At 58.5% G+C, this 13,730-nt stretch carries 12 protein-coding genes; 7 read left to right on the top strand and 5 right to left on the bottom strand.

The window, feature by feature from the left end; genetic code table 11:
• Window positions 1-82: 82 nt before the first annotated feature.
• The gene (locus ACUTSW_RS07780; protein ID WP_006324455.1) at window positions 83-1,450 is read left to right on the top strand and encodes an L-serine ammonia-lyase; all 1,368 of its coding nucleotides are present in this window, start codon (window positions 83-85) and stop codon (window positions 1,448-1,450) included.
• 50 nt (window positions 1,451-1,500) lie between these two features.
• Here ACUTSW_RS07780 and ACUTSW_RS07785 read toward each other — a convergent pair whose 3' ends face one another.
• On the bottom strand, window positions 1,501-2,706 hold the full coding sequence (locus ACUTSW_RS07785) for a serine hydrolase (protein ID WP_020438774.1): 1,206 nt from the start codon (window positions 2,704-2,706) through the stop codon (window positions 1,501-1,503).
• A gap of 466 nt (window positions 2,707-3,172) precedes the next feature.
• Between ACUTSW_RS07785 and ACUTSW_RS07790 the strand changes: the two genes are divergently transcribed.
• A complete protein-coding gene (locus tag ACUTSW_RS07790; protein ID WP_197912842.1) occupies window positions 3,173-4,540 on the top strand; it encodes a pyridoxal-phosphate dependent enzyme in 1,368 nt (455 codons plus the stop codon).
• Window positions 4,541-4,553: 13 nt separating this feature from the next.
• A complete protein-coding gene (locus ACUTSW_RS07795) occupies window positions 4,554-5,699 on the top strand; it encodes a trans-sulfuration enzyme family protein (protein ID WP_064798763.1) in 1,146 nt (381 codons plus the stop codon).
• A gap of 57 nt (window positions 5,700-5,756) precedes the next feature.
• On the opposite strand, the gene ACUTSW_RS07800 is transcribed toward ACUTSW_RS07795, so the two are convergent.
• On the bottom strand, window positions 5,757-6,779 hold the full coding sequence (locus ACUTSW_RS07800) for an isopenicillin N synthase family dioxygenase (RefSeq protein ID WP_004942491.1): 1,023 nt from the start codon (window positions 6,777-6,779) through the stop codon (window positions 5,757-5,759).
• A gap of 295 nt (window positions 6,780-7,074) precedes the next feature.
• Here ACUTSW_RS07800 and ACUTSW_RS07805 point away from each other — a divergent pair, with 295 nt between their 5' ends.
• The gene (locus ACUTSW_RS07805) at window positions 7,075-7,731 is read left to right on the top strand and encodes an HAD family hydrolase (RefSeq protein WP_004942490.1); all 657 of its coding nucleotides are present in this window, start codon (window positions 7,075-7,077) and stop codon (window positions 7,729-7,731) included.
• A gap of 101 nt (window positions 7,732-7,832) precedes the next feature.
• On the top strand, window positions 7,833-8,453 hold the full coding sequence (locus ACUTSW_RS07810) for a glutathione S-transferase family protein (RefSeq protein ID WP_013812229.1): 621 nt from the start codon (window positions 7,833-7,835) through the stop codon (window positions 8,451-8,453).
• A 23-nt stretch (window positions 8,454-8,476) separates the two neighbouring features.
• Here ACUTSW_RS07810 and ACUTSW_RS07815 read toward each other — a convergent pair whose 3' ends face one another.
• The gene (locus tag ACUTSW_RS07815; protein WP_445584081.1) at window positions 8,477-9,586 is read right to left on the bottom strand and encodes a PQQ-dependent sugar dehydrogenase; all 1,110 of its coding nucleotides are present in this window, start codon (window positions 9,584-9,586) and stop codon (window positions 8,477-8,479) included.
• A gap of 131 nt (window positions 9,587-9,717) precedes the next feature.
• Between ACUTSW_RS07815 and ACUTSW_RS07820 the strand changes: the two genes are divergently transcribed.
• Both ACUTSW_RS07820 and ACUTSW_RS07825 read left to right on the top strand, forming a co-directional pair.
• Entirely contained in the window at window positions 9,718-10,137 is a 420-nt protein-coding gene (locus tag ACUTSW_RS07820) for a GNAT family N-acetyltransferase (protein WP_445584082.1), read from the top strand.
• Window positions 10,138-10,150: 13 nt separating this feature from the next.
• Window positions 10,151-11,131: a magnesium and cobalt transport protein CorA gene (locus ACUTSW_RS07825; RefSeq protein WP_445584083.1), complete on the top strand. Its 981-nt coding sequence runs from the start codon at window positions 10,151-10,153 to the stop codon at window positions 11,129-11,131.
• A gap of 22 nt (window positions 11,132-11,153) precedes the next feature.
• Here the strand turns inward: ACUTSW_RS07825 and ACUTSW_RS07830 are convergent, their stop codons facing one another.
• Window positions 11,154-12,536 carry a sodium:solute symporter gene (locus ACUTSW_RS07830; RefSeq protein ID WP_445584084.1) on the bottom strand — a complete coding sequence of 461 codons (1,383 nt, stop codon included), beginning with the start codon at window positions 12,534-12,536 and terminating at the stop codon, window positions 11,154-11,156.
• 71 nt (window positions 12,537-12,607) lie between these two features.
• Window positions 12,608-13,540 carry an agmatinase gene (gene speB, locus ACUTSW_RS07835; RefSeq protein ID WP_063199851.1) on the bottom strand — a complete coding sequence of 311 codons (933 nt, stop codon included), beginning with the start codon at window positions 13,538-13,540 and terminating at the stop codon, window positions 12,608-12,610.
• Window positions 13,541-13,730: the final 190 nt, after the last annotated feature.

The following is a 13,730-nucleotide window of genomic DNA, read 5'->3' on the forward strand; positions in this document are numbered from 1 at the left end:
CGGCGCCCCGTGCGCCGGCGTCTCTCAGCACGGCCCCCCTTTACTGCACTAACGCCTAACACCTGAAGAAGGAGGCGAGACCATGGTCAGCGTTTTCGATATTTTCAAAATTGGTATCGGTCCATCGAGCTCCCACACCGTCGGCCCGATGAAAGCCGGCAAGCTGTTCACCGATGATTTGATTGCCCATCAACAGTTGATGGATACCACCCGCGTGGTAGTGGATGTGTACGGTTCGCTGTCGCTGACCGGCAAGGGTCACCACACCGACATCGCGATTATCATGGGGCTGGCGGGCAACCTGCCGCATGACGTGGACATTGACGGCATCGCCGGTTTTATTCGCGACGTTGAACAACGTGGTCGCCTGCTGCTGGCTAACGGCCGCCATGAGGTGGATTTCCCGTTGCAAGGCGGCATGAACTTCCACAGCGATAATCTGCCGCTGCACGAAAATGGCATGCGCATTCGCGCCTTTGGCGGCGAGCAACTGCTGCACAGTAAAACCTATTACTCGACCGGCGGCGGCTTTATCGTCGATGAAGAACATTTCGGCCAACCCGCGACAAATCAGGTTCAGGTGCCCTACCCGTTCCGGTCGGCGCGTGACCTGCAGCAACACTGCAAAGATTCAGGCCTGTCGCTATCCGGCATGGTGATGCAAAACGAGCTGGCGCTGCACAGCAAGGCCGAGATCGACGCCCACTTCGCCGACGTCTGGCAGGTGATGCGCGCCGGCATCGAACGCGGCATGAACAGCGAAGGCCTGTTGCCCGGCCCGATGAAAGTCCAGCGCCGCGCCGCCGCCCTGCGCCGCATGTTGGTCACCGGCGACAAGAACAATATCGACCCGATGAACGTGGTTGACTGGATCAACATGTTCGCCTTCGCCGTGAACGAAGAGAACGCCGCCGGCGGCCGCGTGGTGACTGCGCCGACCAACGGTGCCTGCGGCATTATTCCGGCGGTGCTGGCCTATTACGACCAGTTTATTCGCCCGGTGAATCCGAATTCCTATACCCGTTATTTCCTGGCTTCCGGCGTGATTGGCGCGCTGTACAAGATGAACGCGTCGATTTCCGGTGCAGAAGTGGGTTGCCAGGGGGAAGTGGGCGTCGCCTGCTCAATGGCGGCGGCGGGATTGGCGGAGCTGATGGGCGGTAGCCCGGCGCAGGTTTGCATCGCGGCGGAGATCGCCATGGAACACCATCTGGGGTTGACCTGCGATCCGCTGGCCGGCCAGGTTCAGGTGCCTTGTATCGAACGTAACGCGATTTCTGCGGTGAAGGCGGTCAACGCCGCACGCATGGCGCTGCGCCGCACCAGCGAGCCGCGCGTGTGCCTGGATAAGGTGATTGAAACCATGTATGAGACGGGCAAAGACATGAACGCCAAATACCGCGAAACCTCGCAAGGCGGCCTGGCGATCAAGGTTGTGGCCTGTAACTGATAAAAGCGAGGGCGCAATGTTATCCATTGCGCCCTCTTTCATAATTGCCGTTAACCGAAAACGCTGCCGAACCACTGGCTCAGCTTCATCATCACCATGTCCCAAATGCGGCTGAAGAAGTTGCCTTCTTTCACTTCCTGCATCACCACCAGCGGGTATTGTTCAATGGTTTTACCGTCAAGCTGGAAATCAATGGTGCCCACCACCTGGTTTTTCGCCAACGGCGCTTCCAGCGTAGGCTGATTCAGTTTGTAACTGGCTTTCAGATTTTTCATCTGCCCTTTCGGGATAGTGACCGCCGCATCTTTGGCGACGCCCAGCGGCACGTCGTTGATTTCACCGAACCACACGCGCTGGGTAACAAACGGCTTGTCGGTTTTGATCGGCGTGGCGGTTTCGTAGAAGCGGAAACCCCAGGTCAGCAATTTTTCACTTTCGCTGAAACGAATACGGTCGCTCGGCGCGCCCAGCACCACCGAGATCAGGCGCATCGGGCCGTCGGTCGCGGATGCCACCAGGTTATGGCCGGCGCCGCCGGTGTAGCCGGTTTTGATGCCGTCGACATTCAGGTTGGAACTCCACAGCAGGCGGTTGCGGTTAACCTGACGGATCTTGTTGAAGGTGAACTCTTTTTCTTTATGCAGCGCGTACTCATCCGGCACGTCGCGGATCAGCGCCTGGCTCAGCAGCGCCATATCGCGCGCGGTGCTGTACTGCCCTTCCGCATCCAGGCCATGCACCGTCAGGAAATGGGTATTCTGCAAGCCCAGCGATTTGGCGTAGTTGTTCATCAGGCCGACGAACGAATCCTGGCTGCCTGCGACATAATCGGCCAGCGCGATGCTGGCATCATTGCCCGACTGAATGACGATGCCTTTGTTCAGTTCCATTACCGGCACCTGATCGCCCGGTTTGATAAACATCAGCGAAGAGCCGCGCAGCGCCGGGTTGCCGGTTGCCCAGGCGTCCTTACCGACGGTCACCATATCCTCCGGTTTGATCTTGCCGGCCTTGATGGCCTGGCCGATCACATAGCTGGACATGATCTTGGTCAGGCTGGCGGGATCGAGACGCGTATCGGCATTGCCCTCCGTCAGGATTTTGCCGCTGTTGTAATCCATCAGCACAAACGCCTTGGCGTCAACCTGCGGGGCCGCCGGCGCTTCGGCTGCCTGGATCGCAGGCGTAGCCAGCAACAGAATGCTGACGCTAAAGGTCAATTTCTTCAGGGAGGTGGATAAGTTTTTTTTCATCATGACGTCGCCAGAGTGTCCATTCAAATCATTGAAATAGCGTTAACTTTCAAACATGTTCACGTTTTCAGCCAACCAGCGAGAGTGGCTCGGCGCGCGTTTGCCAACCGCAGACTCCTTGCGGCCCCCCAACGGGGTGAGCGGCGCACCAAAAATGCCCTTGCTGTGAGTTTATTAGATTTATCTTATTTTTGCAGGGTTTAGCATGAATTTTCATCATTTTTACATAACTGTACGCTCTGTCGCGCAATTTGGATGAAAAGCCAGCCATACGATGTTTTCTTATACCACTAACGGCTATACGGCTGCACATCTGAACCGCTGAACATCTGCGCATCCATACGTCCAAATCAGACTAATATATTCCAAAAATGCATATTGAACGGTTATTTGTTCTTTTTAATGCGCTTATTCACAGCGCTATCATCCAGATAACGGTTTTTAAACCGAATTATCCTGGAGATTACCCATGGCAATACCGCACTCCGTCATCGATATGATCGGCAATACCCCGATGCTGGAACTGACCCAGTTCGATACCGGCCCCTGCCGGCTGTTCGTCAAACTGGAAAACCAAAACCCCGGTGGCTCGATCAAGGATCGCGTGGCGCTGTCGATGATCGAGCAGGCCGAGCGCGACGGCAGCCTGCAACCCGGTGGCACCATCATTGAAGCCACCGCCGGCAATACCGGCCTGGGGCTGGCGCTGGTGGCGGCCCTGAAGGGCTATAAACTGCTGCTGGTGGTGCCGGACAAGATGAGCCGCGAGAAGATTTTCCATCTGCGTGCGCTGGGGGTTGAGGTGGTGCTGACGCGTTCGGACGTGGGCAAAGGCCATCCGGCTTACTATCAGGATTACGCCAAACGGCTGGCGGATGAGATCCCCGGCGCTTTCTATATCGATCAGTTCAACAATCCGGCTAACCCTGCGGCCCATACCCGCACCACTGCGCCTGAACTGTGGCAGCAGATGGATAATCGGGTGGATGCCATCGTGGTCGGCGTCGGTTCAGGCGGTACCCTTGGTGGCCTGAGCCAGTATTTTGCCGACGTATCGCCGCAAACCGAGTTTGTATTGGCCGACCCTGCCGGCTCGATCCTGGCGGACTATCTCGATAACGGCCAGATCGGCGAAGCCGGCAGTTGGCTGGTGGAAGGCATCGGCGAAGATTTCATTCCGCCGCTGAGCAACTTCAATCAGGTGCGTAACGCTTACCGCATCGGTGATGCCGAAGCCTTCACCACCGCGCGCGACCTGCTGCGTAAAGAAGGCGTGTTGGCCGGTTCATCCACCGGCACCCTTTTAGCCGCCGCGCTGCGCTATTGCCGGGCGCAGACCGAACCAAAACGCGTGGTCACTTTCGTTTGCGACAGCGGCAACAAATACCTGTCCAAAATGTATAACGATCACTGGATGCTGGAACAGGGGCTATTGAGCAAACCGCAGCACGACGACCTGCGCGATCTGATCGCCTACCGTCACGACGAGGGCGCAGCGGTGTCGGTCGCGCCGGAAGATACTCTGGCGATCGTTCATGCCCGCATGCGGCTGTATGACATTTCGCAACTGCCGGTATTGGAGGGCGATCGCGTGGTCGGCCTGATCGATGAGTGGGATCTGCTCAATGCGGTTCAGGCGGACGCCAGCCACTTTAGTCTGCCGGCCACCCGCGCCATGACCCAGTCGGTCAACACCTTGCAAAAAGAGGCCAGCTATCAGGATTTGCTCGCCACCTTCAATCACGGCCACGTTGCGGTGGTGCTCGACGGCGAGCGCTTCCTCGGCCTGATTACCCGGACAGACGTGCTTAACGCCTGGCGCCAAAAATTACGTTAATAAGGATTATTGTATGGCCAAGTTCGATACGTTGACCGTTCATGCCGGATACACCCCGGACGCCACCGGCGCAGTGATGCCGGCTATCTACGCCACTTCGACCTACGCCCAACCGGCGCCGGGCGAGCACACCGGCTACGAATATTCACGCAGCGCCAACCCGACGCGCACCGCGCTCGAAAGCGCCATCGCCGAGCTGGAAGGCGGCAGCCGCGGCTACGCCTTTGCCTCCGGCCTGGCGGCCTGCTCAACGGTACTGGAGCTGCTCGATCAGGGCAGCCATCTGGTGGCGGTCGACGATCTGTACGGCGGCACCTACCGCCTGCTGGAAAAGGTGCGCAGCCGTACCGCCGGTTTACGCGTCACCTATGTTTCCCCGGCGGATATTGCCGCGCTGGAACAGGCGATCGAACCGGAAACCAAAATGATCTGGGTAGAAACGCCCACCAACCCGCTGTTGAAGCTGGCCGATCTGAGCGCCATTGCCGCTATCGCCAAAAAACACGGGTTGATCAGCGTGGCGGACAACACTTTCGCCTCACCGTATATTCAGCGGCCGCTGGAGCTGGGGTTCGATGTGGTGGTGCATTCCGCCACCAAATACCTTAATGGGCATTCCGACGTGGTGGCCGGAGTCGCTGCCGTGGGTGATAACGCGGCGCTGGCGGAACAACTGGGTTTCCTGCAAAACGCGGTGGGCGGCATCCTCGATCCGTTCAGCAGCTTCCTGACGCTGCGCGGCATCCGCACGCTGGCGTTGCGCATGGAGCGCCACAGCAACAGCGCCTTGCGTATCGCCCAGTGGCTGGAAACCCAGCCGCAGGTGGAGGATGTTTATTACCCAGGCCTGCCGAGCCACCCGCAGCACGCACTGGCGGCGAAGCAAATGAGCAGCTTCGGGGGCATGATTTCGGTCCGGCTGAAAGGTGATGACGCCTTTGCGCGCCGGGTCATCAAGCGTTCGCAACTGTTCACCCTGGCGGAAAGCCTGGGCGGCGTTGAAAGCCTGATCAGCCAGCCATTCAGCATGACCCATGCGTCGATCCCGCTGGAGCAGCGGCTGAAAACCGGCATCACGCCGCAATTGCTGCGCCTGTCGGTGGGGATTGAGGATGTGGAAGATTTGATCGCCGATCTGCAACAGGCGCTGGCAGAATAATCCCCCGTCATGAACAAAAAAGCCTGGCTTACCGCCAGGCCTTTTTGTTATCCGCAGTCAAACGCCGACGACATCCTGATAGTGGCGCTGCGCCACATCGGGGTGGGAGCGGATCCGCCCCTTCAGGTAGTTAAAGCCCACGTCGCGGAACAGCGGATTATGCGGATCGCTGGCCGGGCCGCGCGCCTCTGCCGCCAGTTGCGCAGGCAGTTGATACAACGGCACCACGGCGTCTAACCGCGCCCCCAGGAAGAAAGCGATCGACAGCCTGTCGCTTCCCGCCGGCGGCGTCTCCACACGATGCACCGTAGCGCGCAAATAACCGTTGGTCGCCAGTTCCAGCAGCTCGCCGATGTTGACCACGAAGGTTTCCTCGCGCGGCTCGGCGTCGACCCAGTTCCCTTCGCTGACTTCGACCTGCAAACCTTTTTGCCGGTCTTGCAGCAGGAAGCTGAGGAAACCGGAATCCTTATGGGCACCCACCCCCTGCCCGCTGGCGGTCGCTTCGCGCCCCGGGTAACGGATCAGCTTGATGTGTTCATTCGGCTTCTCGCCGTAGAGCGGATCAAACGCCTGCTCCGGCAACGAAAGCGCCAGCGCAAAAGCGCGCAGTAACCGCAACGACATGCCGGTCATCGCTTGCTGCCATTGCAACAGCAGCGGTTTCAGCTCGGGCAGCGCCTCTGGCCATTGATTCGGCCCCTGCAATCGTGCCCAGCGCGGCGTTTCTTCGGCCAGTTGCAACGCCGGACGTTCCGCGCCGATATCAAACTGCTCGCGCCAGTCCGGCTGGCCACGCGTCAACTCCGCTGCCGCACGGTTATAGCCGCGAAAGTGCGGCGAATGAACCATCTGCACAGCCAGCTTGTCCGCTTCCGGTAACGCGAAAAATTGCCTTGCCCGCTGCTGTAATTGCGCATTCAGCCGGGTATCGACGCCGTGTCCGCGCAGATAAAAGAAACCTACGTCACGCGCCGCCGCACGCAAGCCGTCGAGAAACGCCTGCCGCTGCTGCGCATCACCGTCAAGCTGAGAAAGATCCAACAGCGGCAGCGTCTTCAGCGTCAGTGGTGGTGTCATTGTCCTGTTCCTCGTCATCCCCAACAAAAACCGGGCCGGTATAAAGGCGAATTATCAACATTTTCAGCTCCTGAATGGCCTGCGTATGCCCCTATAGTTACCACCCAGTCTAACGGGCGAGCCAATATTGTTGCGTTCTAAGATATGCAAAGGTTCAACAAAATGACGTAAAACCGTCATCAATGTTTCTTATGCTCTGCGCAATTTCGTCGCCGCCACTGGCTGGCGGCATAGGGTATCCGCTATTGTTGTATTCAACCCCCCGTTTCCCTCCCTGCCTGCCGGAGAAATACTGATGGATTTAGCCTTGTTCGACCTGGATGAGACCCTGATTGATGATGACAGCGCCAGCCTGTGGATCCGATGGCTGGTGGCGGAAGGGTTCGCGCCGGCGGAACTGGAACAGCAGGAACAACAACTGATGCAGCTCTATTACCAGGGCAAGCTGTCAATGGAGGACTACATGCAGGCCACCCTGACGCCTCTGACCGGCTTAAGCACCCAGACGGTGGCCGGTTGGGTACAGCGCTATATCCGACGCGATATCCTGCCGCGGGTTTATCCCGCTGCACGTGAGCGATTGCTGTGGCACCGCGAGCGCGGCGACTGCATTCTGGTCATTTCCGCCACCGGCGAACATCTGGTTGCGCCGATAGCCGAACAGCTCGGTGCCGACGGTGCGCTGGCGATTGGCGTCTCCATTGAAGACGGACGCTTTACCGGTGACACCTACGGCACCATGACCTACCAAAAAGGCAAGGTGATCCGCCTGAAGCAGTGGCTGGCGGAACACCCGGAGCTGAGCTTCGAACACAGCCACGGTTACAGCGACTCGCTGAACGACAAGGCGATGCTGGAATATGTCGACAGCGCTACGGTGATTAACCCAGACAGCGATCTGCATGCGTTGGCGGTCGAACACGGCTGGGAAGTGTGCCGCTGGGAACGCTGAAAGCGGGCAAAAAATGCCATCCGGATGTGACAAAACCCAAATTGTGGCGTAAGAATAATCACTTAGGTTTGTTAATCCGCTGAAGCTTAAAGAGGGGCTCTATGCTGACCATCTGGGGTCGTGAGAATTCAAATAATGTCAGGAAAGTGCTGTGGTGCGCCGCAGAGCTGGAGTTGAGCTACACCCATATCAATGCCGGCGGCGCATTCGGTAAGGTGAACGAAGAGCTCTATCGTTCGTTAAACCCGAATGGCCTGGTGCCGCTGCTGCAAGACGATGACTTCGTGCTGTGGGAATCGAATACCATCGTGCGTTATCTGGCGGCGAAGTTTGGCAGCGAGCCGTTCTACCCGCAGGATCTGCAGGCGCGAGCCAGCGCAGAGAAGTGGATGGACTGGACAACCTCCACTATCGTCGCGTCCTTTTCCATCGTGTTCTGGGGACTGGTGCGCACCAAACCAGAACTGCGCGACATGGCGAAAATCGAAGCGGCGATCGCCACGCTGGAAAAACACTTCGACGTGGTGGAAGCCACTCTGGGCAGCCAGCCTTATCTGTCCGGCGAAGCCTTCGGTTTCGGCGACATTACGCTCGGCAGCTTTGCTTACGCCTGGTTCTCCATGCCGATTGAGCGCCGTCCGCGCCCGAACATGGAGCGCTGGTACCAGCGGTTGACCGAACGCCCGGCCTATCAACGCGCCGTGATGAGCGAGTTAACCTGAGTGTTGCGCCCCCCTTTGGGGCGCTATGATTTCTCCGTCAGCCCGACACGCAACAGCTTGCCGTTATCCGCATCGGTTAACAGATAAATATAGCCATCCGGCCCTGTCCGTACTTCGCGGATCCTTTCCCCTCGCTCCTCCAGCAACCGCTGTTCGGCGATCACCTTGTCGCCCTGCAACGTCAAACGGATCAATGCCTCCTGCGCCAGCGCACCGATAAACAGCGAGCCCTGCCATTCCGGGAAACGGCTGCCGTTGTAAAACGCCATGCCGCTGATGCCCGGCGACACTTGCCAATAATGCAACGGCTGTTCGGTGCCGGCCACTTTCTGCCCTTTCGCCTCCGGGATCGCCAGACCGGAGTAATTGATGCCGTAGGTGGCGATAGGCCAGCCGTAGTTTTTGCCCGCCTGAGGAAGATTGATCTCATCGCCGCCGCGCGGGCCGTGCTCGTGCTCCCAGAGCGCTCCGCTCCACGGATTCAGCGCCAGTCCTTGCGGGTTACGGTGACCATAAGACCAGATTTCCGGCCGCTTGCCGGCCTGCCCGACGAACGGATTATCCGGCGGCACCTCGCCGTCGGCAGTTAAGCGCACCACCTTACCTTGCAGCTTGTCCAAATCCTGCGCCGTCGGTCGTTGGTTATTTTCACCCAACGCGATAAACAGATAGCCCTGACGATCGAACGCCAACTTGCCGCCAAAATGGTTGCCGACCGACAGCTTCGGCTGCTGGCGGAAAATCACCTTGAAACCATCCAGCCGCCGGTTGTCTGCGCTCAGCCGCCCATAGCCCACTGCGGTGCCCGCCTTACCGTCATCACCCGCTTCGGCAAAGCTGAGATAAACCCGACGGCTGTCGGCAAAATCTGGCGCCAACAGCACTTCCAACAGGCCACCCTGCCCTTCGGCATACACCTGCGGCACGCCGGTAATCGGCGCTGATAGCCCTTTGCCCTGCTGCCATACCCGCAAACGCCCCGGCCGTTCGGTAATTAACATCCCTTGTTCACCGGGCAAAAACGCCAGCGACCACGGGTGTTCCAGCTTGTCTTGCAACTGCGTTACCGCAGGGGCGGCCTGCAGCAGACCACTGAATAACAGCAAACCGGCCATCATGGTCAATCGGGGCATGGCATCCTCCTGGACAAAAACCGACCCATTCAGTGTAGCCCAGCAGGTCGATTCCGACGTTTGTTTTAAATTTCAATATGTTGAATTTTAGCCAAACTGAGCTTAAGTTAACGAATTACTCAGGAGGAAACATGGATATCACCGTAACCGATACACTCAGTGAAGACACCCTTGACGCCATCCGACAAGGCCTGAGGGCCCATAACAGCCCGTACATTGATGCCAGCCAGCGCAAACCGCTTGGCGTCTATACCCGGGATGCTTCCGGTCAGGTTGTCGCCGGGCTGACCGCAGAGACCTGGGGCTACTGGCTCAGCGTCGACTGGCTATGGGTGGCGGATTCGCAGCGTGGCACCGGGCTGGGCCGTAAAGTGCTGCTGGCCGCCGAACAGGAAGCTATCGCCCGTGGCTGTCGTTACGTTCGTTTAGATACCTTCAGTTTCCAGGCGCGGCCGTTCTACGAGAAACTTGGCTACCAACTCCAAATGACGCTACTGAATTACCCGGTGGAGCATGAATGTTACTTGCTCACTAAAACCCTAATTGAATAAAACAGGTGGCCTGATGGAAACCGCAACCATGGTTGTGAACAGCGTGGCGTACAAAGCCGGTAAACGGCTGGGTGAAGTGACCATTGATGACATCAGCGACGTGGTCAAACAGCCGGATACCTTCGTCTGGCTCGGGCTTTGGCAGCCGGAGGACGCCTTTATGCGCAAGGTGCAGGAAGAGTTTGGTCTGCACGATCTGGCGATTGAGGATGCGCTGTGCGCCCACCAACGGCCCAAGCTCGAAGCCTACGGCGATTCGCTGTTTATCGTGGTCAAAACCGCGCAGTGGGGCGAGAACGAAGTCGAGTACGGTGAAACCCACTTCTTCGTGGGTAAAAACTTTTTGGTCACGGTGCGCCACGGGGCGTCACCCAGCTATGCGCCGATCAGAGCCAAAGCGGAGGAAAACCAGAAGCAGCTGTGCCACGGGCCCGGCTTTGCACTGTATTCGGTGCTGGACTTTGTGGTGGATAACTACCGCACCGTAGTGGCCAAATTCGAGGCGAGCATCGAAGGCATCGAAGCCAACATGTTCAAATCGGAGTTTGATCAAGCCGCCATTGAGAACGTCTATACCCTGCGGCGGCACCTGCTGGCGCTGCGCAATGCCGCGTGGCCGATGGACGAAATCTGTAATCAACTCATTCGCCTGCATGAAGAGGTGATCCCGAAGGAACTGCGTGCCTACGTGCGGGACGTTCAGGATCATGCACGTCAGGTGGTCAGCAACATCGACGACATGCGCGAAATGCTGACCAATGCGATGCACGTGAACCTGGCGCTGGTCACCGTTAAACAGAACGAAGTGGTGAAACGGCTGGCGGGCTGGGGGGCGATCCTGGCGATCCCTACCGTGGTTTTCAGCCTGTACGGCATGAACTTTGCCGACATGCCCGAGCTGAAATTCCCTTGGGCCTACCACGCCACCCTCGCGGTGACCGTCGCCGGCTGTTTCTTCTTGTATCAGAAACTGAAGAAATCCGGCTGGTTGTAAACGGCAACCCCGTTTTTCCAAATTACTCAGACTGTACCTGCGGTTGCGGGTTTTGCCGGGTCAACAGGCTACCAAGCACAAAGGCTACACCGCCCGCCAGCAGCCCGCCGTAAATCGGGCTGTTGGCCTCGATGCCGTGATAATACATCAGCCCCAACACGCACAGGCTACCGGCCAACATGCTCGCGATAGCGCCGGTACTGGTGGCTCGCTGCCAGAAAATCGCCCCGACCAGCGGGATCAGCATGCCGCCCACCAGCAGATTATAGGCCAGCGTCAGTGCCGCCATGACATCCCGTACCAGAAACGCCAGCCCCAGCATAATCACGCCCATGATCAGGGTGGTCAATCGTCCGGCCGCCAGCCCGCCCGAAGGCTGCTTGCGGATCGCCGGCAACACGTCTTCCAGCGCGATGGTGGAAGAAGCCAGCAGGCATGCGCTGGCGGTTGACATCAGCGCAGCCAGGGCGGCGGCGGCCACCAACCCGCTAACGCCTGCCGGTAATACCGCCTGAGCGATGGCGGCAAAGGCGCCGTCGGTGTTGGCCAACTGCGGCAGGACAATCTTGCCCGCCATGCCGATCAACGCACCTGTGACGCCATACAGCACACAGTAGACCCCGGCCCCCAGGCCGGCATAGCGCGCGACATTGGCGCTGCGGGCGGTAAATACCCGCTGCCAGATATCCTGACCAATCAGGATGCCAAAGAAGTAGATCAGGAAAAACACCAGTATGGTGTCCAGGCCGATGGACGACAGCTGATAATAACCGGCCGGCAACAGGTTGCCGAAGGCTTCCCAGCCGCCGGCCTTGACGATACTCATCGGCATCAGCACCAGCATCATGCCGACGGTCATGATGATAAACTGGATGATATCGGTGAGCGTCAGTGACCACATGCCGCCCAGCGTAGAATAGAGCACCACCAAACCGCCCCCCAACAGAATTGACGTGGCAAAAGGCAGATCAAACATCACCTGCATCACGCTGCCGATGGCGATAATCGAGGTCACCGCCACCATCAGGTCATACGCCAACATGATGGCGCCGCTGGTGACCCTGGCGGCCGGGTGATAGCGGCGCGCCAACACCTGGCTGACGGTATACAACTTTAGCTGGAGCAACGGCTTGGCCAGCACCGTGCTCAGGACCACAATTCCTGCTCCCAGCGCGCCGCACAGCCACACGCCGGATATGCCATAGGTGTAACCCAGTTTGACGCTGCCGATGGTTGACGCGCCGCCGAGCACCACGGCGGACAACGTACCAAGATACAGCCCCGGCCCCAGATTGCGGCCGGCAACCAGATAATCGTCCTTGGTGGTGGCGCGGCGAACGCCAAGCCAGCCCACCGCCCCTATCACCAAAAAATAAAACACCACTACCAGCAGATCGAGATTCATCGGCAACTCCGTAGGCTTGTTGTTATGTGAACTCAGGCGCAACGGCTCCGCCGGTCCAGGTTCGCAGCGTCTTATCTGTCAGGCAGAACGCACAGCATTTCAAACAGCAGGTTTGCCGCCAGCAGCGCGGTGTTACCGGAACGATCGTAGGGAGGCGACACCTCCACCACATCGGCGCCAACCAGATTCACCCCGCTGCACCCTCTGACGATCTCCAGCCCCTGCCAAACCGACAGCCCACCGACCTCCGGCGTACCTGTGCCTGGTGCAAACGCCGGATCCAGTCCATCGATGTCGAAGCTGAGATAGACCGGGGCATCGCCCATTTGCTCGCGCACCTCCGCCATCAACGGCGCCAGCGAGCGATACCAGCAGGCTTCCGCAGGCACCACACGGAACCCCTGCCGCCGCGACCAATCAAAATCGTCCGCCGCATAACCGCTGCCGCGCAGACCAATTTGCACCACCCGCTGCGGCGCCAGCAGCCCCTCTTCATAGGCGCGGCGAAAAGTGGTGCCATGAGCCAGTTTTTCGCCAAACATCTCCTCGTTGGTATCGGAGTGGGCATCAACGTGGATTAACCCAACCGGACCATAACGACGGGCCACGGCGCGCAGGATCGGCAGCGTCAGCGTGTGATCGCCCCCCAGCGTCAGCGGAACGCAACCGTGGGACAAAATGCCGTTATAGGCCAGCTCAATGCGACGAACGCTGTCCTCCAGGCTGTAAGGATTAATGGCGATATCACCTAAATCGGCGACTTGCAGCCGCTCAAAAGGCGCGGCGCCGGTGCCCATGTTGTAGGGACGGAGCATCACCGACTCCTGGCGAATTTGCCGTGGCCCGTAGCGCGTTCCACTGCGATTCGAGGTGCCTATATCGAGAGGAATGCCGACAAAGGCCGCAGCCAGCCCCTGGGCATCATCGGCTACGGGCAGGCGCATCATGGTGGGGATGCCCGCAAAACGCGGCATCTCATTACCGCTCTGGGGTTGATTCAACATGTTTTTTCCTTTTCTCAGACGTCGAAAATGCCAACATTCAGATAACAAACACAGGCTACCCGCCGCCAGAAAGGGCTACCATTCCATCTTTGGAATGTAAGCATCGAAAACGCCGATGCCAGTAACACATTGAACTATTGATTTTTATTTCAAATCCATGACATATGAACGCAGGCTTCCAACCTTGGAT

Source organism: Serratia sp. TSA_198.1 (assembly GCF_052686505.1).